At 63.9% G+C, this 23,173-nt stretch carries 25 protein-coding genes; 10 read left to right on the top strand and 15 right to left on the bottom strand.

The window, feature by feature from the left end:
- Window positions 1–314: 314 nt before the first annotated feature.
- The 6 genes from XBLMG947_RS22680 to XBLMG947_RS13170 all read right to left on the bottom strand — a co-directional run bounded on the left by XBLMG947_RS22680 (window position 315) and on the right by XBLMG947_RS13170 (window position 5,348).
- Window positions 315–680, bottom strand: coding sequence for a hypothetical protein (locus tag XBLMG947_RS22680; protein ID WP_065469133.1), 366 nt, complete (start codon window positions 678–680; stop codon window positions 315–317).
- Window positions 677–1,234, bottom strand: a complete 558-nt coding sequence (locus XBLMG947_RS13190) for a bactofilin family protein (protein ID WP_065469132.1) — start codon at window positions 1,232–1,234, stop codon at window positions 677–679. Before XBLMG947_RS13190 ends, XBLMG947_RS22680 begins: the two co-directional genes overlap by 4 nt.
- A 98-nt stretch (window positions 1,235–1,332) precedes the next feature.
- A complete protein-coding gene (locus XBLMG947_RS13185) occupies window positions 1,333–3,042 on the bottom strand; it encodes a diguanylate cyclase (RefSeq protein ID WP_065469131.1) in 1,710 nt (569 codons plus the stop codon).
- Window positions 3,043–3,150: 108 nt separating this feature from the next.
- Window positions 3,151–3,477 carry an XAC1346 family secretion chaperone gene (locus tag XBLMG947_RS13180; protein ID WP_065469130.1) on the bottom strand — a complete coding sequence of 109 codons (327 nt, stop codon included), beginning with the start codon at window positions 3,475–3,477 and terminating at the stop codon, window positions 3,151–3,153.
- A gap of 231 nt (window positions 3,478–3,708) precedes the next feature.
- Window positions 3,709–4,050, bottom strand: a complete 342-nt coding sequence (locus tag XBLMG947_RS13175) for a hypothetical protein (RefSeq protein WP_065469129.1) — start codon at window positions 4,048–4,050, stop codon at window positions 3,709–3,711.
- Window positions 4,051–4,172: 122 nt separating this feature from the next.
- A complete protein-coding gene (locus XBLMG947_RS13170; RefSeq protein ID WP_065469128.1) occupies window positions 4,173–5,348 on the bottom strand; it encodes a thiolase family protein in 1,176 nt (391 codons plus the stop codon).
- 155 nt (window positions 5,349–5,503) lie between these two features.
- On the opposite strand from XBLMG947_RS13170, the gene XBLMG947_RS13165 reads away from it, so the two are divergent.
- Window positions 5,504–8,344, top strand: coding sequence for an autotransporter serine protease (locus XBLMG947_RS13165; RefSeq protein WP_065469127.1), 2,841 nt, complete (start codon window positions 5,504–5,506; stop codon window positions 8,342–8,344).
- A 60-nt stretch (window positions 8,345–8,404) separates the two neighbouring features.
- On the opposite strand, the gene XBLMG947_RS13160 is transcribed toward XBLMG947_RS13165, so the two are convergent.
- Together XBLMG947_RS13160 and XBLMG947_RS13155 are read right to left on the bottom strand one after the other, a co-directional pair.
- Window positions 8,405–9,505: a Glu/Leu/Phe/Val dehydrogenase dimerization domain-containing protein gene (locus XBLMG947_RS13160; RefSeq protein ID WP_065469126.1), complete on the bottom strand. Its 1,101-nt coding sequence runs from the start codon at window positions 9,503–9,505 to the stop codon at window positions 8,405–8,407.
- Window positions 9,506–9,824: 319 nt separating this feature from the next.
- Window positions 9,825–10,439, bottom strand: a complete 615-nt coding sequence (locus XBLMG947_RS13155) for a YgjP-like metallopeptidase domain-containing protein (RefSeq protein WP_181093232.1) — start codon at window positions 10,437–10,439, stop codon at window positions 9,825–9,827.
- Window positions 10,440–10,751: 312 nt separating this feature from the next.
- On the opposite strand from XBLMG947_RS13155, the gene XBLMG947_RS13150 reads away from it, so the two are divergent.
- Window positions 10,752–10,925: a DUF1328 domain-containing protein gene (locus XBLMG947_RS13150; protein ID WP_065469124.1), complete on the top strand. Its 174-nt coding sequence runs from the start codon at window positions 10,752–10,754 to the stop codon at window positions 10,923–10,925.
- Window positions 10,926–11,086: 161 nt separating this feature from the next.
- On the opposite strand, the gene XBLMG947_RS13145 is transcribed toward XBLMG947_RS13150, so the two are convergent.
- Window positions 11,087–11,347 (bottom strand): DUF2789 domain-containing protein, encoded by a 261-nt coding sequence (locus XBLMG947_RS13145; protein WP_065469123.1) that lies wholly within the window; start codon window positions 11,345–11,347, stop codon window positions 11,087–11,089.
- Between the two features lie 173 nt (window positions 11,348–11,520).
- Between XBLMG947_RS13145 and XBLMG947_RS13140 the strand changes: the two genes are divergently transcribed.
- Complete coding sequence (locus XBLMG947_RS13140; RefSeq protein WP_065469122.1) at window positions 11,521–11,787, top strand: DksA/TraR family C4-type zinc finger protein; 267 nt, start codon at window positions 11,521–11,523, stop codon at window positions 11,785–11,787.
- 200 nt (window positions 11,788–11,987) lie between these two features.
- Here the strand turns inward: XBLMG947_RS13140 and XBLMG947_RS13135 are convergent, their stop codons facing one another.
- The 5 genes from XBLMG947_RS13135 to XBLMG947_RS13115 form a co-directional block, all read right to left on the bottom strand.
- On the bottom strand, window positions 11,988–12,581 hold the full coding sequence (locus XBLMG947_RS13135) for a mechanosensitive ion channel domain-containing protein (RefSeq protein WP_065469121.1): 594 nt from the start codon (window positions 12,579–12,581) through the stop codon (window positions 11,988–11,990).
- Window positions 12,582–13,083: 502 nt separating this feature from the next.
- Complete coding sequence (locus XBLMG947_RS13130) at window positions 13,084–13,269, bottom strand: hypothetical protein (protein WP_010366034.1); 186 nt, start codon at window positions 13,267–13,269, stop codon at window positions 13,084–13,086.
- A 189-nt stretch (window positions 13,270–13,458) separates the two neighbouring features.
- Complete coding sequence (locus XBLMG947_RS13125) at window positions 13,459–14,835, bottom strand: Hsp70 family protein (protein WP_065469120.1); 1,377 nt, start codon at window positions 14,833–14,835, stop codon at window positions 13,459–13,461.
- 146 nt (window positions 14,836–14,981) lie between these two features.
- On the bottom strand, window positions 14,982–15,455 hold the full coding sequence (locus XBLMG947_RS13120) for an FKBP-type peptidyl-prolyl cis-trans isomerase (protein WP_065469119.1): 474 nt from the start codon (window positions 15,453–15,455) through the stop codon (window positions 14,982–14,984).
- A gap of 340 nt (window positions 15,456–15,795) precedes the next feature.
- Complete coding sequence (locus XBLMG947_RS13115) at window positions 15,796–16,845, bottom strand: cation diffusion facilitator family transporter (protein WP_065469118.1); 1,050 nt, start codon at window positions 16,843–16,845, stop codon at window positions 15,796–15,798.
- Window positions 16,846–16,959: 114 nt separating this feature from the next.
- Here XBLMG947_RS13115 and XBLMG947_RS13110 point away from each other — a divergent pair, with 114 nt between their 5' ends.
- Window positions 16,960–17,295 carry a zinc ribbon domain-containing protein YjdM gene (locus tag XBLMG947_RS13110; RefSeq protein WP_065469117.1) on the top strand — a complete coding sequence of 112 codons (336 nt, stop codon included), beginning with the start codon at window positions 16,960–16,962 and terminating at the stop codon, window positions 17,293–17,295.
- Window positions 17,296–17,643: 348 nt separating this feature from the next.
- Here XBLMG947_RS13110 and XBLMG947_RS13105 read toward each other — a convergent pair whose 3' ends face one another.
- On the bottom strand, window positions 17,644–18,762 hold the full coding sequence (locus XBLMG947_RS13105; RefSeq protein ID WP_065469116.1) for an alkene reductase: 1,119 nt from the start codon (window positions 18,760–18,762) through the stop codon (window positions 17,644–17,646).
- Window positions 18,763–18,982: 220 nt separating this feature from the next.
- On the opposite strand from XBLMG947_RS13105, the gene XBLMG947_RS13100 reads away from it, so the two are divergent.
- The 6 genes from XBLMG947_RS13100 to XBLMG947_RS13070 all read left to right on the top strand — a co-directional run bounded on the left by XBLMG947_RS13100 (window position 18,983) and on the right by XBLMG947_RS13070 (window position 22,965).
- The gene (locus XBLMG947_RS13100) at window positions 18,983–20,194 is read left to right on the top strand and encodes an MFS transporter (RefSeq protein WP_065469115.1); all 1,212 of its coding nucleotides are present in this window, start codon (window positions 18,983–18,985) and stop codon (window positions 20,192–20,194) included.
- A 172-nt stretch (window positions 20,195–20,366) separates the two neighbouring features.
- Window positions 20,367–20,537 (top strand): hypothetical protein, encoded by a 171-nt coding sequence (locus XBLMG947_RS13095; RefSeq protein WP_065469114.1) that lies wholly within the window; start codon window positions 20,367–20,369, stop codon window positions 20,535–20,537.
- Between the two features lie 220 nt (window positions 20,538–20,757).
- A complete protein-coding gene (locus XBLMG947_RS13090; protein ID WP_065469113.1) occupies window positions 20,758–21,213 on the top strand; it encodes a PA2169 family four-helix-bundle protein in 456 nt (151 codons plus the stop codon).
- 271 nt (window positions 21,214–21,484) lie between these two features.
- Window positions 21,485–22,087, top strand: coding sequence for an RNA 2',3'-cyclic phosphodiesterase (gene thpR / locus XBLMG947_RS13080; protein WP_065469111.1), 603 nt, complete (start codon window positions 21,485–21,487; stop codon window positions 22,085–22,087).
- A gap of 35 nt (window positions 22,088–22,122) precedes the next feature.
- Window positions 22,123–22,722 (top strand): HD domain-containing protein, encoded by a 600-nt coding sequence (locus XBLMG947_RS13075; RefSeq protein WP_065469110.1) that lies wholly within the window; start codon window positions 22,123–22,125, stop codon window positions 22,720–22,722.
- Window positions 22,723–22,785: 63 nt separating this feature from the next.
- Window positions 22,786–22,965 (top strand): oxidoreductase-like domain-containing protein, encoded by a 180-nt coding sequence (locus XBLMG947_RS13070; RefSeq protein WP_065469109.1) that lies wholly within the window; start codon window positions 22,786–22,788, stop codon window positions 22,963–22,965.
- Window positions 22,966–23,173 lie beyond the last annotated feature (208 nt).

Here is a 23,173-nt window from a genome sequence, read left to right as displayed (position 1 = left end):
CCGGTGTGCAGATCCTGAGAATGGGAATGGCATCCATCGGTGCGGGTGTACGACAAGCGCAGTGGACCGCAGATGCGTATCGGGCAGTGCCCGATCGACTGGAGATGTGCGATCCAAGTAGCTCAGGTGACGCGCGCTGCGCCGTTATCCGGCGGGACGCGACAGATCGTCTGGCTTGCATCGAACGTAGCCGGGAACACGCAGCATGTTGAGATCAATGCAGACGGTGGGCTGCATCCTCCATGCTACTTCCGCGCCGCCGACCCCCAATTCCCAATCCCAGGATAACGGCCACCAATCGTTCTCTCGAGCGCCTAATGCCGCGTACGCCGCCCAGGCGAACGCACGGCGGTCGCTTCCACCGCCAGGGTGAAGCCGCGTTCCTCGCCGCCGTGCATCGCGCCGACATCGACGACGTGGCGACGGATCTCCTCACCCTTCCCGTTACGCACCACCACCACCACCGTGTATTCCCACGGATCGCCATCGGCCGGGTGGCGGATGGTGCCGTCGACCTTGAGCGGCACAATCGGCGCCGGCTGCGCGTGCTGCGCAGCCGCCGAATCGAAGCGCAGGTGGTGCTTGCAGGCAGGGCAGACGCTGGCGCTTTCCAGGATCGTCGCCTTGCAATGCGGGCAGCTGCGCGTGGCACCGGGCGTGCCCGGGCGGAGTGCACTCATGTGGCGTCGCTGTCTCCGCTGACCACCGGTTTGCTGGCGGTGGCGGGCTTGCCGCCTTCATCGCCCCAGCCGAAATCGGCCTGGCCGCGCATGCGCGCACCCGATGCCACCGTGAGGCTGCCGGCCTTGACGTCGCCGACCAATACGCCGGAGGTCTGCAGCTCGACCTGCGCGGCAGATTCGATATTGCCCTCCAGCTCGCCGGCAATGATCACCTTGTTGGCGCGCACGCCGCCGTTGAGCTTGGCACCGCGTTCGATGGTCAGATCGCCCTTGACGTTGACATCGCCCTTGAAGCGGCCGGCCAGCCGTACATGGCCGGCGCCTTCGATCTTGCCTTCGATGCTGATGTCGGCGGCGATCAGCGACTCTTTCGCCTCGCTGTGACGTTGCGGTGCCGCCGCCGTCGGTGTGACGCTGGATGGGGCAGCGGTGGGCACCGGCGGCGCCGGGCTGGCCTCTGCAGTGAACAGCCGGCCATCTGCTGCAGGAACCTCGGGGGTGGCCGGAACGCCGTCTTTCTTGTTGGGACCTTGATCGCGCCACATCGACATCGCACTGCCTCGCTTTAGGGGTCGAGGCCGACTATCGCTGCGCCACTCGATCTTTTGTGTGACGAACTACGCAATCCCGCGATGGACGGCGTGCGTGCTCAGTCCACAGTGCCCATGGCAGGGCCGTGTCGCTCCACCCGATTGCGTCCGCGATGCTTGGCGCGATACAGCGCTGCATCGGCTTTCTGGATCAGGCTCGCGCCTTGCTCGCCATCGGCCGGAAAGCTGGCCACGCCGATCGAGGCAGTCACCTTCGGCAACGAGCGCACACCGTCGCTGACCGCCAGCGCGGCGATGTAGCCGCGGATCTGCTCGGCCACGCGCATGGCCTCCTCGCCATCGGCTTCGGGCAGGATCACGGTGAATTCCTCGCCGCCGTAGCGGCAGGCCACGTCTTCGGCACGCAGGCGGGTCAGCAGCAATTCGCCCAGTGCCGCCAGCAACAGGTCGCCGCCGGCATGGCCCTGGCTGTCGTTGAACTGTTTGAAATGGTCCACGTCCAGCATCAAGACCGACAACGGCAAGCCACGCCGCGCGCAGCGCGCCAGTTCGTGGCTCAGCGATTCTTCGAGATAGCGGCGGTTATACAACCCCGTCAGCGCATCGCGGATCGACTGCCGGCGCAGCGTTTCGCGCAGGCGCAGGTTGCTCAGCGCCAACGACAACTGCTCGGCCGCCGCTTCCGCGATTTCCAGTCGCGGCATCGGGCCCGGGCCGGCGGCAGACAGGAACAGAAACCCGAGCTGGGTGCCTTGCGCCGACATCGGCAGGCACGCCGTGGTGACGGACGCATCGCTCGCGCGTTCCTGGATATGCGCACACAGCGCATCCCGGTCCAGGTCGTCGACCAAGTGCGGCTGGCCGCGGCGCAGCGCCCAGCACTGTTCCGGCAACAGATGCGGCGCACTCTTCACCAGCGGCTCGCCCCAGTGGCTGATCGCCTCGGCACGGTCTTGCGAGGCGCGCAGCAAGTACACGCTTCCCGCCACGCCCGGCAGCAGGCTGGCCAGGGTACGGCTGCTGACCATCAGCGCTTCTTCGGCGCTGATGCAACTCTGCAGCAGGCCGGTGTAACGGCTGAGCAGATTGAGATCGGCGGTACTCCGCTGCAGCGCGTCGATGCTCTCGCCCAGTTCGCGATTGGCCTGCGCTGCCACTTGTTCGGCCTGCGCACGGTGGCGCAGTTCGCGCATCAACAGCGCATAGACCATGCCGACCACCACCAGTCCGAATGGAATGCCGGCCAGTGCCAGCGCAAGCAACAGGTTGGCACTCTGGCCGCTGCTTTCAGCGCGCTGCGCCAGCAGTTCCTGTTCGCGCTGCACCATGGTCGAGGCCTGTTCCCGGATTGCGCTGGTGGTGCGGAAGGCGCTCTGCCGGATGTCAGCCCGTGCCGGCTCCAGCCCACCTTGCGCATACACGTCGAGCACGTGCTGAATCTGCTGCAGGCGTGTTTCCACCAGCCGTCGCAGCTGCGCTAGGTGCTGTTCCTGTGCGGGGTTGTCGACGATCAGGCGGCGCAGGTTCTCGAGCAGGATCGGCAGACGTTCGACACTGGTCTGGTAGTTCAGCAGGTAGGCCTCGTTGCCGGTGAGCAGGAAGCCGCGCTGCGCCGATTCGGCATCGAGCACGTGCGCCTGGATCTCGTCGACACGGCCGATCACCTCATGCGTGTGCGACACCAGCGCGGCGTCGGCCAGCGAGCGACGGGCACCGACGAAGATGCCGATCCCGATGACGACAAAGATCAGCGCAGAAAAAATCAGCGCCAGCTGGTTGCGCCGGCGCGATGTAAAAGAAGAGTGCATATGCGAATGCTAGCCTGCCTGCCTCGACAACACGAGTCATCGGTTGCAGGTACAAGCGCGCCGGCACAGGGCCGGCGCGTTGCGGGATGCGGTAGAAGGTGTCCGGACTCAGTGCTGCGCGTGCTCGGCGTCGTGTTTGTCCGCGTTCTGTTCGGCCTTGTTGGCCATTTCGCGCGTCTTTTCGGCGGTGGCATCGGCCGCATTGGCGGTGGCGCGGCTGGCGTCTGCGGCCAGTTCGCGTGCAGCCACGCGTGCATCGGCGGTTGCGGCCTTCGCCTCCACGGCGGCGCGGTCGGCGGCCTGTTCGGTCGCGGCGGCGGCGTGCTTGGTGGCAGAAGCGGCATCGCGGCGTGCCTGCTCGGCATCCGGGCCCTGACAGGCAGCAAGGGTAAGGGCGGCGATGGCGCTCAACGACAGCATGCGGATCGTCTTCATGGGTGGTCCTGTTCCTGTTCCGGTGTTGGAAGCCGGAGCTTATGCAAGGGGCGATGCAGTCTGCGTCAATGCGCGGCCGGCCATTCAGCGGCCGGGTGGAGAAGCGCCGTCTTCCGTGTTGCTCTTAATTTCGTGTCTGCGGGTACGGCGTGCAATGCGTGAATTGCAGGCAAAGAAAAAGCCGCTGAAAACCAGCGGCTTTTTCCGAACTCGCTTGGAGTCAAGAAGTGATTACTTCTTGGCTTCTTCTGCGGTGTCCTTAGCAGCCTTGGCGGTGTCTTCCGCCGTCTTGGCAGCGTCGGCAGCCTGGCCAGCAGCAGCGTCGGTGGCGGCGCCGGAAGCAGCCTGGGCAGCGTCAGCAGCGGTGTCGGCCGAAGCAGCAGCGGTGTTGGCAGCAGACTGAGCGGCGTCAGCGGACTGCGAGCCCGAGGCAGCAGCCTGGTCGGCAGCGGTCTGAGCGTCGGCAGCAGCTTCGTTAGCCGAAGCAGCAGCGTCCTGAGCCTGTTCCGGCTTCGAGCAAGCGGTCAGGGCCAGGCCCAGAGCCATTGCGATCAGCAGCTTGTTAATGGTCATTGTTTCAATCCTCGTCGTTAGATTAGGCAACGCGCTATTGCGCGCCCCCGACATGATGACGGCCACAAGACGAGTGTCAAGCGCACGCGCATTCAGTTTTGCAAAATCGCCGTTAAAAGCATTCAAATCAATTCGATAGCGATGGCAGTCGCTTCGCCGCCACCGATGCACAGTGTCGCGATTCCGCGCTTGCCACCGCGGCTGCGCAACGCGTTCACCAATGTCACCACCAAGCGCGCGCCCGATGCACCGATCGGATGGCCCAATGCGCAGGCACCACCATGCACATTGACCTTGTCGTGGGGGATGCCCAGTTGCTTGATCGGCGTCATCGCGACCACGGCGAATGCTTCGTTGATTTCGAACAGATCCACCTCGTCCAATTGCCAGCCGATCTTGCCGATCAGCGCTTGGATCGCAGCGACCGGCGCGGTGGTGAACCACGCGGGTTCCTGCGAGTGGGTGACATGGCCGACGATGCGTGCCAGCGGCGTGGCGCCGCGGCGTTGTGCATCATCCGCGCGCATCAGCACGGTGATTGCCGCGCCATCGGAAATACTCGAGGAACTGGCCGCGGTCACGCTGCCGTCCTTCTTGAAGGCCGGCTTCAAGGTCGGAATCTTGGCCACGTCGGATTTGCCCGGCTGCTCATCGCTGTCGACGACGATTTCGCCCTTGCGCGTCGTCACCGTCACCGGAACGATTTCGTCGGCAAACGCACCAGTGCGCTGCGCGGCCTGCGCGCGTTCCACCGAGGCGATGGCGAACGCATCCTGATCGGCGCGGCTGAAGCCGAACTTTTCGGCAGTGGCTTCGCCGAACACGCCCATCGCCTGACCATCGTATGGGTTGGTCAGACCATCCCAGGCCATGTGATCGACCGCCTGGAAATTGCCATAGCGGTTGCCAGTGCGTGAGTTGGGCAGCAGATGCGGCGCATTGCTCATCGACTCCATGCCGCCGGCGACCACGATGCTGGCCGAGCCGGCCTTGATCAGGTCATGTCCGAACATGATCGCCTTCATGCCCGAGCCGCACACCTTGTTGATGGTGGTGGCACCTGTCGAGGTGGGAATGCCTGCAGCGATCGCGGCCTGACGTGCAGGTGCCTGGCCGAGATTGGCCGGCAGCACGCAGCCGACGATGACTTCGGACACATCGGCCGGCGCGATGCCCGACTGCGCGAGCGCGCCCTGGATTGCGGCGGCGGCGAGGATGGGGGCCGGCACTGCGTTGAATTGGCCGAGGAACGAGCCGATGGCAGTACGTTTGGCAGCAACAATGACGATGTCGGACATGAGCGGATACCGTTTAAAGTGAAACGATTATCTGCCTCATGGCCGCGCCGCGCCAGCACGCATAGCCCGCGCGCGCGCTTTCCGATTAAAGTAAGCAAAGCGTTATTCGGGCCCGATCGGGCCCCATCCATGGAATGGGTTCGGGGAGAACACCAATGAAGAAGAAAGACGTCGCCAGGACTGTGCTGGCCTCGGCGCTGGCTGTTGCGTTGACCGCGTGTGGCGGCGGCGGGGGCGGGGGTGGTATTCGCACAAGCGCCCCGGGCGCACCGCCGCCGACCTCGCCACCACCGCCTCCGCCGCCAACCTCGCCGCCACCGCCGCCGGTGACGACGCCAACGTCACCGGAGCCGGCGATCGACGCGCATCTGGCATTGACCAACGCGCGTGCGGCGCAGGCGCTCGGCTTCACCGGTGCCGGTTATCGCATCGGCGTCATCGATACCGGCATCAATGCCAATCATCCTGCATTGCAGGGGCGCGTCAGCGACAGCTTCATCTACGTGGATCCACGCACCAACAACACCGCGGTGGGCGATGTGGTCGGGCACGGCACCGTGGTCGCCGAACTGGCCACCGGGCGTGCGGTCGGTGAGTGGCCGGGCGGTATCGCCCCCGGCGCCGGTCTGGTGTCTGCGCGCATCATCAGCGACCGCGTACCGGTGGACGACGGCAGTGGCGAGGGCAATGAGGTCGATGGCCCGCTTGGTCTGGGGCCGGTGCATGCCGATCTGATTAGCGCAGGCGTGCGCATCATGAATAATTCGTGGGGTGGCCTGTATTGGAACGATCCGACGGTGACCAATCAGATCGCGCAGGAGTACCACCCTTTCATCATCGGCAATGATGGGCTGGTGGTGTTCGCGTCGGGCAATGAATCGCGCTCGCAGCCGTCGGATACTGCGGCGCTGCCCAGTCAGCTCGGCCCGGATGGAACACTGCCTGCGGCCGATCTGGAGCGCGGTTGGCTGGTGGTCGGCGCGGTCGATACCGCAAACCCGACGCAGCTGGCGTCGTACTCCAATGCGTGTGGTGTGGCGATGCGCTACTGCCTGGTCGCGCCGGGTACCTCGCTGTTCATTGATCCCGACGCTACCGCCAGCAACATTCGTTATTTCTACGGCAGCGGCACCTCGTTCGCAGCGCCGTTGGTCTCCGGTGCGGCTGCGTTGGTGTGGCAGGCGTTTCCGTATTTCAACAATGATCTGGTGCGCCAGACCTTGCTGGGAACCGCCACCGATCTTGGTGATGTGGGCGTGGACCCGGTGTTCGGCTACGGCCTGCTCAACGTGGGCAAGGCAGTGCTGGGGCCGGCGCGCTTCGATTGGGGCACGGTGGATGTTGACGTCACGACCTTGCGTTCGACATGGGCCAACGACATCAGTGGCACCGGTGGCCTGACCAAGCGCGGCACCGGCACGTTGGTATTGAGCAGCAGTGACAACACCTTCACCGGCGATACCCAGGTTCTCGGCGGCACCTTGCAAACTGCCAGTTTGCAGAGTGCGCGTGTGAGCATCGCCAATGGAGCGAGCCTGGTCGGCGCGGGCAGGATCGGTGGACAGGTCGATAACGCCGGCACGCTGCAGGTCAATAGCGCGACCGCATCCATTGCCGGCAATTACACCCAGGCCAGCAATGGACGCCTCGCAGTGAATGTAGGTGACCGCTTGAATGTTGCAGGCACGGCGACCATCGCAGGCGACCTGCAATTGCTCGGTCGGCGCGATTACGTCGTCAACAACACGACCTACGCGGTGCTGCAAGCAACCAATGGTCTGCAAGGCACGTTCGATACGCTAAGCAGCGGGCCGGCCGTGACCTTTCTGACCGCGACGCGCAGCTACGACGCCAACACTGCGTATGTCTCGCTGCAGCGCATGGATGTCACTGCGGTCGCCGCATCGCTTGGCGCGATCGGCACCGCATCGATGGATTCGGCCATTCGCGTCGAGCAGGCGTTCCAGAAGGTGGATGCGCAGCAGTTCCAGGGCAATGGTGCACTCAGCGGCGGCTTCATTCGCGCTGCAGCGGCCTTGCAGCAATCGCCGACGGCCAAGGCGGCGGCCGATTCGCTGCGCAGTCTGTCCGGTCGTGCACATGCCGAATCTGCTGCGATGACGTTCGACACCATCGATCTGGGTCGCCGCGCATTGGCATCGCATTTCGATGGCCTCTCGCAACAGCCGCGCCTGTTTGGTCACTGGCAGCGGGCGCTTGGCGGGCCGGGCGAGGGCGGTGCGACCACATCGGGCTTTGCCACTTCCGGCTGGATGATGGGCAACGATCTACGTCTGGCTTCCGGTGCGGTGACGGGTTTTGCGTTCGGCGAAACGCGCTCCAGCAGTCTGGGCGATCTGGACGGTGCACGCGGGCGCGATCGTCAGGTGCAGGCGCAGCTGTACTGGGGCACGAGGTTAGGTGCTGCTTATACGCTGGGCCAATTGGGCGTTGGCAACGTCAATCGTCAGATCGAGCGCACTCTGCAATTGGGCGAAGACCGCAGCAGCGCCTTCAGCGACTACAGTGGCAATTATCTCAGCGGCAATCTGGAGACCGGGTACCACTGGGGCGGTGCCCATGCAAGCCTGACGCCGTATATGGGCCTGGATTACGTGCGTTTGCGCAGCGATGGCTTCCGCGAAAGCGGCGGCGATGGGTTCGGCTTGCGTGCCAACGCGAATACCTCATCGCGCACGCAGGCACTTGCGGGCGTGCGCTCGGCGTATCGCTGGCGCGGTATCCAGTGGGGCGGTTATGCCGAATGGCAACAGGCGCTGAGCAGCGACGGCTTGATGCTCGATGCCAGCTTCGTCGGTGTGGATGCGTGGGCGCCGCTGCGTGGCATGCAGCCGGCACGCTCGGGCGGTCTGTTCGGGTTCACTGCAGCGGCGCCGTTGGGTCAGCAGAGCCAGCTGCGTTTCGGTTACGACCAGCGGGTGGGCGAGCGCGGCGACGACCGCGCGTTGAGCCTGCGTTACAGCGCCGATTTTTGATCGGCGCCGGATCTGTCTGATCCATGTTTCCCTGTCCGGGCAGCGTGCCTGGACAGGGCTTCACTCGCCGCGCAGCTTGTGCAAGAAGCGCGGCGCAGTGCGGCCCAGCGGTAGTTTGAGCTTGCTGATGGCCTCGATGCGCGCTTCGGCAATCTGATCGGCCGCCTGCTGCGGCGAAACGTCCTGCTGCGTGGACAGATCGAAGACCTTTTCCAGATTGTGATAAATGCTGCGGATCAGCCGCATCGCACGTTCGCGGTTGTAGCCGTCGATTTCCAGCGACACATTCATCACCCCACCGGCATTCACCACGTAATCGGGCGCATACAAAATGCCGCGCCGGTGCAGCTCTTCGCCAATGGCGGTGCTGGCCAGCTGGTTGTTGGCGGTGCCGCAGATGATCTTGGCCTTGAGCTGCGGCAGCGTGTCTTCGTTAATGGCGCCTTCCAATGCGCAGGGGGCAAACACGTCGGCCGACACCTGATGGATTTCATCCGGGCGCACTGCTTCTGCGCCGTACTCGGCCACTGCACGGTCCACCAGCGTCTGATTCAGATCGGCCACATAGAGTTTTGCGCCGCGTTCCTTGAGCAGCTTCACCAACTCCATGCCGATATGGCCCAGTCCCTGGATCGCGATGCTGGCCTTGCCGACTTCTTCGTGGCCGAGCTTGCGGTTGAGCGAGGCCATCAGCGCCTGCAGCGCGCCATAGGCAGTAAACGGGGCGGGATCGCCGGAGCCGCGGTGCACCTGATGCACGCCGGTCACGTACTCGCTCTCCAGGTAGATCTGTTCCATGTCGCTGACGTCGGTGCCGACGTCCTCGCAGGTGAGATAGCGCCCGCCCAGGGTATCGACGAACCGGCCGAAGGCGCGGAACAGCGCTTCGGTCTTGTCGGTCCTGGGGTCGCCGATGATCACCGCCTTGCCGCCACCGACATTCAAGCCGGCCAGCGCGTTCTTGTAGGTCATGGTGCGGCTCAGCCGAAGCGCGTCGTTGAGCGCCGCTTCGCTATTGGGATAGGGGCGCATCCGCACGCCACCCAGCGCTGGCCCAAGGCGCGTGCTGTGCAAGGCGATGATGGCTTTGAGTCCGGCGTCGCGGTTGTGACAGAAAATCACCTGTTCGTGGCCGGTGGTATCGAGGGTTTCGAAAAGCATCGAAGGCTCCGCGGGGCTGCGTGATGTGCCTTCCCTGAAGCCGGGCATGCACCCGTGCAGTGGGAAACAAAAAAAAAGCGACGTTTACAGATCTTGTCCGATCACGTCGCGCTGCAACATTTTAAACCACGTCGGCAGGGGGGGGTGTATGAATTTGTTCATCAATCCGATGGCGCTGCTGGCCACACCAGCGCGTTCCTGGCCATTTGTTCGTTGGCGTGACCGGCAGGCCAGGGTGTCGCTGGCGCAGGCGGCGCAGCTGACGCTAGTGAAGAGAACTGCATGCGCACATCCTGAGCCGTGCCCGCGCGCTGTGCGATCAGCGATCGGCAGACAGGGCCAACTGGGTCAGATACAGGCGCAGATCGAACTCCAGTTGGTGATAGTCCGGCGTCATGTGGTTGCAGAGCTGGTAGAAGGCTTTGTTGTGATCGGCCTCCTTCAGATGCGCCAATTCATGCGCCACGATCATCTGCAAGAACGGTTCCGGAGCGTCGCGAAACACCGAGGCGATGCGAATCTCGCGGCTGGCTTTCAGGCGGCCGCCATGCACGCGCGAAATCGCCGTATGCGTGCCCAGTGCATGCTTCACCACCTGCAGATGGTTGTCGTACATCGCCTTATGCAAGGTGGGCGATGAGCGCATGTAGCGCTCCTTCATTGCCTTGACGTACTCGTAGAGATGGCGATCGGTGCGGATCGCGTGCCGGTCCGGGTAACGCTTTGCCAGCGCGGTGGCGAGCTTGTCCTGTGCGATCAGCTCGCGCACCTGATCCAGGACAGCGGGCGGATAGCCGGTGAGGTAGCGAAGCGTGTCCATGGCGATCGAGCTCTGCGAGGCACGCATGATCGCCGATGCGACAGCTGCTGGCCAATCCACAGGTGCAGTTGAGTGACTACGAACGCAGAGCGTGTGCGCTGCGCGTCGATGCATGGCAAGGGGCGCATGTGCGGCGTGCGCGGGCTGAGATCAGAGTGGCTTGCACGACGCCGCACAAGACGACGTTGCGGCGTTGCTGTGTGATGGGCGGCCCCGTGCCGAGCTGCGATGCGCTTCCCACCAAGCGCATGCGGCTGCGTCGTCATGGTGCTGGTCCTGTGAACGTCACGCACGTATTGCAGCCTGTGTCAGGCGTATTCACGACTGCGGCACATTCGAATGGGTAGCGTGCGGTGCATGGCGTGCGGCGCGACGTCGCAAGCACGCGATCGAACAACGGCACCGTGCCGATGAGGAGACAACGTCATGATCAAGTGGGCCATCATTTTCGCAATTATCGGCCTGATTGCCGGTGCGCTGGGCTTCGGCGGCATGGCCGGCGCTGCGATGGGTATCGCCAAGTTCCTGTTCTGGGCCGGCATCATCATCGCCATCCTGCTGTTCGTGCTGGGCGTGACGATTGCCAAGAAAGTGACTTGACGCTTCGTCTGTAGCCGGGCACGCGCTTCGCTGCCTGGCTGCATCACCCGTCACACAAAGGAGCGGCCAGTGGCCGCTCCTTTTTTGTTCTGCCAATCAACGCAGCAAGCATGCCAGCTGCAGACGATCTCAAGCGTGGCTTGCATATGTCGGCACTGCGCTCAGACGCCGGTAGTGTTGGCAGTGGTATGCAAGGCGATATTGAGCTGGTCGATGGTCACAATCCAGTCGGCATCGTCGAGGCGTTCTTCACGCAACAGCTGGGATTGCGCGGGCGTCCAGAATGGCGCCTCTTCCAGGCGCATATCACCCGCCAGCGGAGAGTGCTCGGCGATGGCGATAAAGCTGCGAATACTGGCTTCGTCGCTGGGCAGGCCCAACTGGGCGAACAGTTCGGAAAACGGGTGGACGGGCTGTTCCATTGCGGTTCCTCGAGAGTGCGGATGACTGATTACCTGGCTACCTGCCGTGCGTGCCGACAGGTGGCGCTGATTTGAATGCTAGAGCACTCGGTTTGAGCGTACTGTGCACACGCGGCTTGGATTTGCCTGCGCGATGACCATATCTGTGTGCAGATCAGCGAGGTGTAGCGATCATGGCAACCGGATGGGCGGGTGATGGAGCGGTGCAGGATCAGATCGATGCGACTGTCGACGACGGGATCAAGCGTGCGCGCAGTCAACTGAATCAAGGTCCGAGTTTGACGCACTGCGAAGACTGCGAGGCACCGATTCCCGAGGCACGCCGCAAGGCAGTGCCCGGGGTGCGCCTGTGCGTGAATTGCCAGGAAGCGCACGACATAGAGCAGGCGGCGCAAGGCGGCTACAACCGTCGCGGCAGCAAGGATAGTCAGCTGCGTTGAATGGTTGATGTTGATTTCTCAACGCTCAACTCAGCGCGGCCGCTATCGCTGAGCGCGCCATCGCCATCGCCATCGCCATCGCAAGCGGGCGCTGCAGCGACGCTCCGCTGTATTGGTAGGGCGTTTGCTTGTTTGCACCTTCGTGCCTGGTTCTGCCAGTGGCGAGATGGTCCCTGCACACAGCGTCTTGTCGCTCGCGCCTAGTTGGCGTTGAAGCTGCTTGTCTCGCGCCAGCGCCGCGTCGTGCGCTGGAAAAACAGACTATTGGGAACTTGCAAGACGCTGCCGGCACGGTCGCCAGTTTCTTCCAGCGTGGTGTAGATCACGTTGATATCGATCACGCGCCCCTTCAAGCCCGGCTTGTCGCCGCCTTCGAGTAACTCGATGTGATCGTGTAGCCTAAACGGGCGCGTTGTGATGATCAGGAACGTGCAGAAGATATTGGACAGCACGCTCCATGCAGCGAAGAACGCGACTGCGCCGACGGCGGCAAATCCGGTAAATGCGGTCCATAAGGTGTCTGCCCGGACGCCGAGGACCCGTAGCGCCAACAACAAGGCGCTGACCGAAATGATGAAGCTGCCGACGCGACGGATGCCGATCGTCATTTCGGCGGGCATGCTGTAACGCATGCACAAGCGCCGCAACAATCGCCGCAGCAGCAGCCGTGCCAACGCGGCAGCGGCCAGAATCAGCACGATCTTGACCGTTGGTACCGCAATCGCCAGCCATTGCGGATTCCAAGGGGGTAACAGGCTGCGGATCATGGCGGGCAACGCATCGGACGCGGACATCACATCATGCAGGGTCGAAGTGGGCGGCTATTGTAGCGGGGCCACTCCTGCGCTGTAGCGTGTAGGGTGAATCCGCGCTCATCTGCGAATGCAGCAGTGCGGCAGATTGCGTGCGATCCACGAGCGCAAGCCTCCGTGCCGGTGCAGTGGCGTAGGTGGACGCAGATGGGAGTGCTCGCACGCGACGCCCTGGGGGGGGGGGGGGGCGATGCGCGGGGTCTCACATGCTCGCCGCGCACCAAGACCGGTGCGAAGGTGTCGAGCGGGACATCGCTAGATCCGGCATGCCGTCGCACTGAAGCTGCATTCCAGCTTGGTGCGGATCGATCACGCCCCTGACGCCAGAAACAAACGTGCCACCTCGCGGCGGCACGTCGGTCCAACAGCTCGACTTTCCGTCAGTACGCAACAGCGAGTCACAACGCGACGCGAATGGCCAGTGGAGACGACGGGTATCTGGAATCCACACCTGGCGGCCATGTGCCGCGCGTTATTCGCTGTGTCAGGCGATCTTGTCGCCGTCGTTGCGTGCCGGGCCGAAGTTGGTGGTGAGCACTTCGATCCGGCCGCCGGTTTTGCGGAACGCGGCGATGTCGGCCGCGATGCGCTCACGACTGAGCGGCTGCGACTTGCCTTCGCTGCGAGCGATGCTGGGCTGGGATTTCTGCTTGGTCGCGGGACGTGCCATGTGGCCTCCTATAGCGGGGAAGTGCGGTGACACCGCCTGCGGCTAGGGTGGCGCGCGCGGAAGCGGTGTCGAGAGTGCGAGAGCGTTCGGTGCGCAATCGCGGTGGCACAACGTACGTGCCTTTGCAGACAAGACGGCGAGACGTCAGCCAGCAACCGTGCATCATAAAGGGTTTGGCTCTCTGATGTGTTAACTGTCCGACCGACGGGCTGTCTGTGCGGCTGCCCAGGCCAGGCCCTGGACCACGCCGAAGGACGGATCGCCATGCACCAGGCGCGATTGCGGGAACGCTGCGGCCACGGTGTCGCGGATATAGCCGGCGCGCGACATGCCGCCGGTCAGGAACACGGTCGCCGGTACAGCCGTCATCTCGGCGCGCACCTGCGCCAGCAGGCCTTCCAGTTCGCCGAGGTAGTTGGAAGCGGCCCCAACCAGTGCGTCGGCCTTCACCTCCACGCCCAGCCCACGCTCGATGAAGTCGAGCGCGGCCTGATGCCGGTCCAGCTCGCTGAGCGCGATCTTGCAGGCTTCAACGCCGCGATACAGGCGCGCGGTATTGCCGGTGTCTTGCAAGGCCTGCAGGCGCTTGTCGAAGGGTGCGGCAACGTCCTGGTACTTGTGTAGGCGGAATTCGCGTTGTCGCGTCATGTCCTGCACCATCGCCGCCTCCACGTAATGGTGGGTCGGCACGCGGGTGATGCCGCGGCCGAACAGCGGCATATAGGCCGCCAGACTCAGCGCCAGATCGATGTCGGTACCGCCGCGCGCGATACCCCAGGCGCGGTGTACCTGCGGCGCAGCGCTGCCGCCGACGCTGGCGTGGGCAACGTCGGTGGTGCCGCCACCGATATCCACCACCACGGTGTCGTGGCGGCTGTCGTGGCTGACGTGGTAATGCATCGCGGCCGCCGCGGGCTCTTCGAGAAAATCCACGCTGTCGAAGCCGGCGGCGATCGCGGCGGTCTGCAGGATCTCCAGCGCCTGCGCGTTGCCGGCCTCACCGATCGAACTGCGAAATTGCACCGGGCGGCCCAGGGTGGCGTGGCGGATGTTGATATCGAACTGGCGCGAAGCAGTCAGCCGGATGTGTTCCAGCACATGCGTGGCGATACCGGTGATGGTCTGGCGCGCGCGCGGATGCAGGTTGTAGCCGAGCATCGACTTGGGGCTTTGCACCAAGCTGCCTTCGCCTTCGAGAAAATACGCGTCCAGCGCCTCGTCGCCGTAGACTGCGTTTTGCAGCAGGGCGGCGGAGCTGCGTGGCTCGCGCACCTGCTCTTCCATCCATTGCCGCCGCACGATGCGGATTGCGTCGCGGCGCAGGCTGTCGTTGTTGGAAGTGCGGCCGGCGGCCAATGCATCGCGGCGGCCCGAGTCGATCAAGCGCTCCACCTCGTATTCCAGTGCCGGAGTGAGGCTGAAATCTTCCGGCTCGCGCATGGTCTCCGGGAAATACACCGTGGTGCGGAACTGCAAGGCTTCGCCGAAGCGTACCGGCACGACCTGCCCATCGACAATCGCCGCGGCGGCGGAGTTGCTGGTACCGAAGTCGATGCCGAGTTTCATGCAGACGGGCCTGGAGAGCGGGTCGCGCACTTTACTACGGCCGCCGCATCCACCGTGGCGACCGGTAGTGCCGGTCGCCTCAGCAACGAAGTGCGGCATGCCCGCAGCGCAGCCGCGTGGCGTACGGCGCGCGCTGAGTGAGGCCGTCAGGCCGCCAGGTCGGCGACGTGACCGTCGTTCAGTTCCTGAGTGGTGGCCTCGCGCACCGCCACCACTTCGACCGCAAAGTGCAATGTCTGCCCGGCCAGCGGGTGATTGCCGTCCACGGTGACCTGGTCCGGGCCCACCTCGGTCACGGTGACCAGGACTGGACCTTGCTGCGTGCGCGCTTCGAACTGCACGCCGGGCACCACGCCGACATCGCCCGGAAACGCATCGCGGGGAACGTGCTGGATCAGCTGCTCATGGCGCGGGCCGTAGCCCTGTTCGGGGACCACGTCGGCGTTGAGCGCGTCGCCCAATTGCTTGCCTTCCAGTGCCTGTTCCAGGCCGGGCACGATGTTGCCGGCGCCATGCAGATAGCTTAGCGGTGCGTCGGGCGCGGAGCGGTCGAGGACCTGACCGTTGTCGTCGGAAAGGGTGTAGTGAATGGTCGCAACGCGACCCTGGCTGATTTCCATTGGAAACCTCCATGACGGGTGATCGAGGGAAATGCATCGGCTGATTCACGACGCGAAGAGATGCTGCGTGCACACCGTAGGCAATCGCACTGGATCATGCAACCACAGCCGGGATCGTGGTTGTGGCGAGGATCAGTTTGGTGGAATCACCGTCACAACCACGTAGGTTCTACGGACGACAGGGACGCCGAAGACGTTGAACGCCGATATGCGCATGGCTGGTTCTTCGGCCACAGCGACGATCGGTGGCAGCATGGGGTGTTTGACCATGTAGTGCCTGGCTGTTGAACACGATGGTGTGGGTACGACACACCGCTGCCTGTACAAGCTGAGGCGCCGTTTATTCGGTCTTTGCGCCGCTCTCGATCTGCGCGCGCCGTGCACGCCAGGTTTCCGGGGTTTGCGGCTTGATGAACAGAGCGGTGAGTTCGGGGTGCTGCTGCTTGGCAGCGGCTTCGATCCGCCCGACGCAGGCCTCGATCTGCGGCGTGGTGCGGCTGTCTTCGAACTCGGCGCTCAAGGCAGCCACCACTTGGTTGGGCCCCATCTGCATGGTGAGCACACCATTGGCTGCGCGCACGTCCGGGTCGCTGGCGGCGATGCGCAGCAGCGAGTCGGTGACGTGCGCATGTGCCGGTTCGCCGATCAACAGGCCCTTGGTTTCGCGCGCCAGCAGGAACGCGGTCAACGCCAGCACCCCGGCGATGCCGATCGAGGCAATGCCATCGAGCTCGGGCATGCCGAACAGTTGTGCACCGGCCAGGCCGAGCAGTGCCATCAGCAAGCCGATCAACGCAGCGCTGTCTTCCAACAACACGGTGAAGGTGCTTGGGTCCTTGCTTTGACGAAAGGCCTGGAAATAGCCCATGCGGCCCTTCTTGGAGCGGAATTCGCGCAACGCGACCACCCAGGAAATGCCTTCGAATACGATCGATACGCCAAGCACGATGTAGGCGACCAGATGGCTCTTGGCCGGCTCGGGGTTGCGCAGATGCAAGATGCCTTCGTACAACGACACGCCAGCGCCCATTGCGAAGACCAACAGCGCAACGATGAAACTCCAGAAGTACAGCTCGCGCCCGTAGCCGAACGGATGGGTCGGTGTGGGCGGCTGCGCGGCGCGGCGTAATCCGTACAACAGCAGCACTTCGTTGACGGTGTCTACCAGTGAATGCACGCCTTCGCTGAGCATCGCCGAGCTGCCGGACATGCCGGCGGCGACGAACTTGGCCACGGCAATGGCCAGATTGCCGGCCAGCGCCACATACACCACCAAGTGCGAGCCTTTCGGCTTGCCTGCAGCATTGCCGTTGGCAGCGGTGCCGGTCTGTTCGGCGTGAGCGGAGCCTGGGGTGGCGCGCGAGGGAATGGGTGCTGGTTGATTGGACACGCGCGACCTGCGGGGTATTCGACAAGCGCCGCACTATCGCGCCATTGCCGTGCCGGGTGCGTGATCGCGCGGCTGGGCGGCTACAATCCACGCCCGCTTCGATCGAGAAATTGCATGTCCATCGTCCCCGCCTGTCCTCAATGCGGCCTGGAGAACACCTATGCCGACGGTGCGATGTCGATCTGCGCAGACTGCGGCTTCGAATGGAGCGCAGGCGATGCGGCGGCGGATACGACGGTAGTGCGCGACAGCAACGGCAACGTGCTGCAGGCCGGCGACACGGTGACCGTGATCAAGGATCTCAAGGTGAAGGGTGCTTCGATTCCTTTGAAACAGGGCACGGTGATCCGCAATATCCGGCTGGTCGAAGACGATGCCGCGCATATCGAAGGCAACTCGGAAAAGATCAAGGGTCTGGTGTTGAAGACCTGTTTTCTGCGCAAGGCGTAATGAGTGCATGCGTTGGCTTGGCTAAAAGCGCACATACGTGCGTTGAGACCGTGCCGAGAAATCTACATCGCGCACTGGCACACCTGCGGAGTGGGATGCATCCCCGGATGCATGCTGCGGGATGGGAGCTGAAGTCCGCTTGCGTTAATCGCGCGGATATCCCGTCGCAACCATGCAGCTGTGCTGCATGCGCGAGCGCATGCAGTCGCGCACGTTGGCCGAGATCACCTTCGCGCCAGCCCACCGTGGTAAGCAACAGCGCGCATGCAGCGCATCTGCCTGACCCCGCGGCGACCGCACCGTGCCAGCTGGCAGATGCGGCCGTACGATCAGCTGCCGATCAGGCAGTTACTCCGGCAGTGCGGGGTAATCGGTGTAACCCTTGGCGCCGCCGCCATACATGGTGGCCTGATCGAGCTCGGCCAGCGGCGCGTTTTCGCGCAGGCGACGGACCAGGTCCGGGTTGGCGATGAACGGGCGGCCATACGCGATCGCATCGGCATAGCCGCTGCTGATGGCGTGCTCGGACATACCCCGGTCGTAACCATTGTTTGCGATCCAGGCGCCGTCGAACTTGGCGCGCAACGCGGCATAGTCGAAAGCGATGTTGTCGCGCGGGCCGCCGGTTGCGCCCTCGATCACGTGCACGAAGGCCAGCCCGCCAATCAGGTTGAGGCGCTCGACTGCACGTTCGAACAGCGGCTGCGGGTCGGAGTCGTGCGCGCCGTACACCGGGGTCACTGGCGACAAGCGCACGCCGGTGCGATCGGCGCCGATTTCATCGGCAATCGCCTGCACCACTTCGGCAAGCAGGCGGGTCCGGTTTTCGATATCGCTACCGTAGGCATCGGTGCGCTGGTTGGAACTGTCCCGCAAGAACTGGTCGAGCAGGTAGCCGTTGGCCGCATGCACTTCCACGCCATCGAAGCCGGCATCGAGCGCGTTGCGTGCAGCGATGCGGTAGTCCTCGATCAAGCCGGGGATTTCGTCCAAAGCCAGTGCGCGCGGCTCGGACACGTCCTCGAACCCGTTCTTGGTGAAGGTCTTGCCTTCCGCGCGGATGGCGCTGGGTGCAACCGGCACTTCGCCCGGTGGCAGCACGCTGGTGTGCGAGACGCGGCCCACATGCCACAGCTGCAGCACGATCTTGCCGCCACGGCGATGCACTTCATCCGTAACAGCGCGCCAGCCCTGGATCTGTTCCTTGGTGTGGATGCCGGGGGTATCGAGGTAGCCCTGGCCCAGCGGACTGATCTGGGTGCCTTCGGCCACGATCAGACCGGCAGTGGCGCGCTGGCCGTAATACTCAGCGGCAAGCGGCGAGGGCACCTGGCCGGCGACGGCGCGGTTACGCGTCAGCGGGGCCATGATCACGCGGTTGGCAAGATCCAGCGCGCCCAGACGCACCGGGGAGAACAAGGGGGATTCAGTGGATTTGGACATCAGCAACCAGTCGAGTTTGATCACGCGCCGGGCGCGACACCGCGCCGATCGCGGTGCCCCGTAGCGATGGTGGCGGGCTCAGGCAAATTCGAGCGATGCAGATAGGACACAGCGTCCCCGTCTGCATTGAAAGCGATGTCACTGTGACGTGTTGGGCGCTGGTGCTGAATCGTAGCTGGTGCCGAGCTTTCCCGCTTTGCTGCATTGCACAATAATAGGCCGCCCTGCATCACTGGAGTCGGGCATGTCCGATACCGATCTTTCTTCGCCACACGTATCCCGGCGCGATTACGTGCTGATTCTGCTTGCGCTGGCGATGGGCGGCTTTGCGATCGGCATCAGCGAATTCTCCACCATGGGCCTGATGACGCAGATTGCGCAGGGCTTGCAGATCAGCGAGCCGCAGGTTGGCCACGTCATCAGCGCGTATGCGTTGGGTGTGGTGGTCGGTGCGCCACTGCTGGCAATTCTGGGTGCCCGCTGGCCGCGGCGTACCTTGTTGCTGCTGTTGATGGTGTTCTATGCATTGGGCAACGTGGCCAGCGCTTTGGCGCCGAGCTACCACACGATGCTGCTATGCCGCTTTATCGCCGGGCTGCCGCATGGCGCCTACTTCGGCGTTGCGTCGCTGGTGGCCGCATCGATCAGCCCACCCAATCAACGTGCCACTGCAGTGGGGCGCGTGTTGCTGGGTTTGAGCGTTGCGCTGTTGGTGGGCAACCCACTGGCGACCTGGCTGGGGCAAATGGTGAGCTGGCGTTGGGCCTATGCATCGGTGTCGGTGATTGCGCTGGGTACGGTCGCAGCGGTGGCGATCCTGTTACCACCGCAGCCCGACGAGCCGCGTCAGCAGCCCCTGCGCGAATTGCGTGCGTTCAATCAGCCGCAGGTCTGGCTGGCATTGGCGATCGGTGCGGTGGGTTTTTCCGGCATGTTCTGCGTCTTCAGTTACCTTGCGCCGACGTTGACTGCGGTGACCGGCGTTACCCCAGCGCGCATTCCGTTGGCGATGGTGGCGTTCGGTGTGGGCGGTGTGCTGGGCAGCATCCTGGGCGGTTGGTTGTTCGACCGCATGCAGTTCCGCGCGGTGCCGGTGTTGCTGGTGTGGTCGGTGGTGGCGATGTTGACGTTTCCGCTGGCGGCGCAGTCGCACGTGTGGGTGTTCGTTTCCATTGTGGCGGTCGGCACCATGGGCGCCTTGGCGCCGGCCTTGCAGACACGCTTGATGGATGTGGCGGCAGAAGCGCAGACCCTGGCCGCAGCCTCCAACCACGCAGCATTCAATACGGCCAATGCGTTGGGCCCATGGCTGGGTGGGATGGCGATCACGGCGGGTTGGGGCTGGACCTCTACCGGCTACGTTGGCGCGGCCACCGCGCTCGGCGGGTTGCTGGTCTACGCACTGGCGGTGTGGCAGGAGCGTCGCCAGCAGCGCACGCTATTGGCGAACTGCTGAGGCGGAACGCGCCACTCTGGGTTTGGACATTTGGCGCGCCAGTGTTTCGCCACGTGGCTGCAAAACTCGCCTTGCTGTGCAGCTGTCCAGAGATGAGCGAGTTGCATAACCACACCCATCTCACGGCACGCCAGCAAGACTTCGCACTCAATCAAGCGGACCGAACAGTGCCATGACCGACTTCACTCCACCACCGTGGAAGCGCCCCAATCCCAAGGCCAAGGCGAAGTCCACACCGTTGACCGATGCGCAGAAAGCGGCCGCCAAGCAGCGAGCTGAAGAGGCCGGGCGACCCTATCCGAATCTGGTCGACAACATGTGGGCCAGTCGTCAACCGAAATGATCTTGACCTGCTGTCGGCATGGATGAATTGCGATTCATCGCCTGCACGATGGCGTGAGGGTCCTGCCCACATCGCTCACATATCGATTATGCGGGCGAGGCGAGGATGGGCCGTACAAACACGACGGCAATGCAATCAATCCATCGATTGACTCACCCTCCCGCCGCACGCGTCGTCATCGCATAGCGCAGCGGCGGTCCATTCCAGCAAGGAGCCACACATGAGCATTCAGAGCAAAACCGAGCATAGCCTCAACGACCTTATCGCTATCTCGCGCGACGGCAAGGATTTCTACGAGGAAGCCGCAGCCAAGGTGGGCGATGCGGAACTCGCGACGCTGTTCCGTCGCATTGCCGGCGTCAAGGCCGATATCGTCAGCAGCCTGAGCAGTGTGGTGGCCGCAGCCGGCGGCACGCCGGAACAGCACGGCACCATGGTGGGCAGCATGCAGCAGTTCTATGGCAAGGTGCGCGCAACGCTGGGCGACACCAAGTATGGCTATGTGGCCGAGCTGGAAGAGTCGGAAGACCGTCTGCTGAAGGCGTTCGATGAGATCATTGCCGATCAGGACACTCCGGCTGCCGCTCGCGAGGCTGCAATGCGGTTGTTGCCGGAAGTGCGCGCTTGTCATGATGTGATGCGTAACCGCAAGCACGCGATGAAGAGCGCCGCATAAGCGGCGTGTACGACCGAAGTGCATCGTCACCGATCCGATGCAGCTCCGGGGTAAAACATTAGAGGCGGAAACGGGCAGCGCAAGCTGCCCGTTTCTTTTTGTGTCGCAGCAGGGCAAGGGGATGGCCCTGCGCAGCATTCGTCATTCCACGCATTGCGGGATGTTCCACATCGCCATCGCGCCCCTTGGCATATTCGGCACGCGCCGGGTCTGCTAGTATCCGCCGCCCTTGTTCAGGTGGCCCCGCGTTGCGCGGTTGTGGAATCCACCCATGAAGCAACAGTTCCTGTACCTGTCATCGGCTGAGGCGCAGTTGTCTCTGGGGCTTGGAGAAGAGAAGACGACCGAACGGCTGTTTTTCGCGGTGATGGCCGATGCGGCCACTGCCGACCACGCGGCACGCATTGCCGATGGCGTGCTGCAAAGCGGGCACGCGGAAGGCAAGCCGCTCGCGCGCGAACGGCTGCATGTGACCCTGCATCATCTGGGCGATTACGCCGGTGGTTTGCCGCCATCGTTGGTGAGCCGCGCCAGCCAGGCAGCGGCGCGCGTGGCGATGGACGCGTTCGCGGTGGAGTTCGACCGCGTCGGAACCTTCGGCGGCAGGCGCTCGCAACTTCCCTGCGTGCTGCGCGGCGAAGAGCAGGTACGGGGGCTGTACGCGCTGCAAGGCGCATTGGGGCGGGAGCTGGCGCATGTCGGTATTGCCGGCGATGCACAGTACACGCCGCACATGACGCTGCTGTATTGCAATCAGACGGTGCCGCAACGGCGCTGTGATGCGCTTGCCTGGACCGTGCGCGATTTTGCGCTGGTACGCAGTTTCCTTGGCCAATCGCGTTATCAGATCGAAGGCCGTTGGTCGCTGGGTTGATGTGCAGCGCGGCGCGCACGCGGTAGCCTGCGCGCATGGACATTGCCATGCCATTGCCCCCGGACCACCTGGCCGCACTCGAACAGGCCTATGCCACGCCGCCGCGCGCCTACCACCACTTCGGTCACGTGCGCGCGGTGTTGCAGCACTATGCGCAGGTCGCAGCCGGGCCGGGCTGGCGGCAGCCGGCAGAGGTTTGGCTGGCGGTGCTGTTCCACGATGCGGTCTATCAACCCGGACGCAGCGACAACGAGGCGCAATCGGCGCTGTGGGCGAGCGAATGCATTCCACGCTGGTGGCCACAAGCGCAGGTGGATGTCGAGCGCGTACAGGCGCTGATCCTGCTCACCGCCCGCCATGGGCACCTGCAGCCGCAGGATGTGGATGAAGACGCCGCCCTGTTCCTGGATTGCGACATGGCGATCCTGGCCGCACCCGCAACGGTATTCGATGCCTACGATCAGGCCATTGCCGAGGAATATCGCGGGCACGTGCCCAGCCTGCTGTTCCGGCTCAATCGCCGCCGCTTCCTGGCCGGTGTGCTCGAGCAGCCGCGCATCTTCCTGAGCGACTACTTCCATACCCATCACGACGCTGCGGCGCGCGCCAATCTGCGCCGACGGCTGGGGCGTTGAACGTACCCAACATCTGCGGGCGGCGTGCCCGGATGAGGCCGATGCGCACGCTAGAATGGCCGCATGCATGACAGCGCTGCCTCCAGCCCCGACCCACGCCCGATCGCCCCACAGCCGCCTGCGCCCAACGAATGCTGCGAAAGCGGCTGCCCGCTTTGCGTGCACGATCTGTATGCCGAGGAGCTGACGCGTTACCGCCAGGCCCTGTCGGCCTGGGAAGCGCGGCAGCCGGCTAAGGCGTGATTCACAAAATGACCGCACAGGGCCAGGCACGCGCACGGCGCTCGGAATCGGCATGCACCATGCGGACGTTGCGGTGCCTGCATGCCGTCCATACTTGCCTGACGACTGCGCGCGACGGTCTATTAGCGGCTCCAGGTCGCAATGAACGAACTTCTGCACTTCGCGCTGCAGCCTGGAACGATTATCTTTGACCCACTTTTCCCGATGG

The organism is Xanthomonas bromi (genome assembly GCF_900092025.1).
Taxonomy (GTDB): domain Bacteria; phylum Pseudomonadota; class Gammaproteobacteria; order Xanthomonadales; family Xanthomonadaceae; genus Xanthomonas; species Xanthomonas bromi.
The sequence above is the reverse complement of the archived record's forward strand: the minus strand, read 5'-3'. Positions and strand labels throughout refer to the sequence as shown.

Coding starts and splice junctions, on each gene's coding strand:
- XBLMG947_RS13155 (WP_181093232.1), bottom strand. CDS start 10,439: ATGCATCGACGCGCAGCGCACACGCTCTGCGTTCGTAGTCACTCAACT.
- XBLMG947_RS13075 (WP_065469110.1), top strand. CDS start 22,123: ATGGACATTGCCATGCCATTGCCCCCGGACCACCTGGCCGCACTCGAA.
- XBLMG947_RS13130 (WP_010366034.1), bottom strand. CDS start 13,269: ATGGCACGTCCCGCGACCAAGCAGAAATCCCAGCCCAGCATCGCTCGC.
- XBLMG947_RS13135 (WP_065469121.1), bottom strand. CDS start 12,581: ATGTCCGCGTCCGATGCGTTGCCCGCCATGATCCGCAGCCTGTTACCC.
- thpR (WP_065469111.1), top strand. CDS start 21,485: ATGAAGCAACAGTTCCTGTACCTGTCATCGGCTGAGGCGCAGTTGTCT.
- XBLMG947_RS13125 (WP_065469120.1), bottom strand. CDS start 14,835: ATGAAACTCGGCATCGACTTCGGTACCAGCAACTCCGCCGCCGCGGCG.
- XBLMG947_RS13110 (WP_065469117.1), top strand. CDS start 16,960: ATGTCCATCGTCCCCGCCTGTCCTCAATGCGGCCTGGAGAACACCTAT.
- XBLMG947_RS13095 (WP_065469114.1), top strand. CDS start 20,367: ATGACCGACTTCACTCCACCACCGTGGAAGCGCCCCAATCCCAAGGCC.
- XBLMG947_RS13150 (WP_065469124.1), top strand. CDS start 10,752: ATGATCAAGTGGGCCATCATTTTCGCAATTATCGGCCTGATTGCCGGT.
- XBLMG947_RS13070 (WP_065469109.1), top strand. CDS start 22,786: ATGCATGACAGCGCTGCCTCCAGCCCCGACCCACGCCCGATCGCCCCA.
- XBLMG947_RS13145 (WP_065469123.1), bottom strand. CDS start 11,347: ATGGAACAGCCCGTCCACCCGTTTTCCGAACTGTTCGCCCAGTTGGGC.
- XBLMG947_RS13175 (WP_065469129.1), bottom strand. CDS start 4,050: ATGACCATTAACAAGCTGCTGATCGCAATGGCTCTGGGCCTGGCCCTG.
- XBLMG947_RS13170 (WP_065469128.1), bottom strand. CDS start 5,348: ATGTCCGACATCGTCATTGTTGCTGCCAAACGTACTGCCATCGGCTCG.
- XBLMG947_RS13180 (WP_065469130.1), bottom strand. CDS start 3,477: ATGAAGACGATCCGCATGCTGTCGTTGAGCGCCATCGCCGCCCTTACC.
- XBLMG947_RS13160 (WP_065469126.1), bottom strand. CDS start 9,505: ATGCTTTTCGAAACCCTCGATACCACCGGCCACGAACAGGTGATTTTC.
- XBLMG947_RS13185 (WP_065469131.1), bottom strand. CDS start 3,042: ATGCACTCTTCTTTTACATCGCGCCGGCGCAACCAGCTGGCGCTGATT.
- XBLMG947_RS13165 (WP_065469127.1), top strand. CDS start 5,504: ATGAAGAAGAAAGACGTCGCCAGGACTGTGCTGGCCTCGGCGCTGGCT.
- XBLMG947_RS13100 (WP_065469115.1), top strand. CDS start 18,983: ATGTCCGATACCGATCTTTCTTCGCCACACGTATCCCGGCGCGATTAC.
- XBLMG947_RS13190 (WP_065469132.1), bottom strand. CDS start 1,234: ATGTCGATGTGGCGCGATCAAGGTCCCAACAAGAAAGACGGCGTTCCG.
- XBLMG947_RS13120 (WP_065469119.1), bottom strand. CDS start 15,455: ATGGAAATCAGCCAGGGTCGCGTTGCGACCATTCACTACACCCTTTCC.
- XBLMG947_RS13090 (WP_065469113.1), top strand. CDS start 20,758: ATGAGCATTCAGAGCAAAACCGAGCATAGCCTCAACGACCTTATCGCT.
- XBLMG947_RS13140 (WP_065469122.1), top strand. CDS start 11,521: ATGGCAACCGGATGGGCGGGTGATGGAGCGGTGCAGGATCAGATCGAT.
- XBLMG947_RS22680 (WP_065469133.1), bottom strand. CDS start 680: ATGAGTGCACTCCGCCCGGGCACGCCCGGTGCCACGCGCAGCTGCCCG.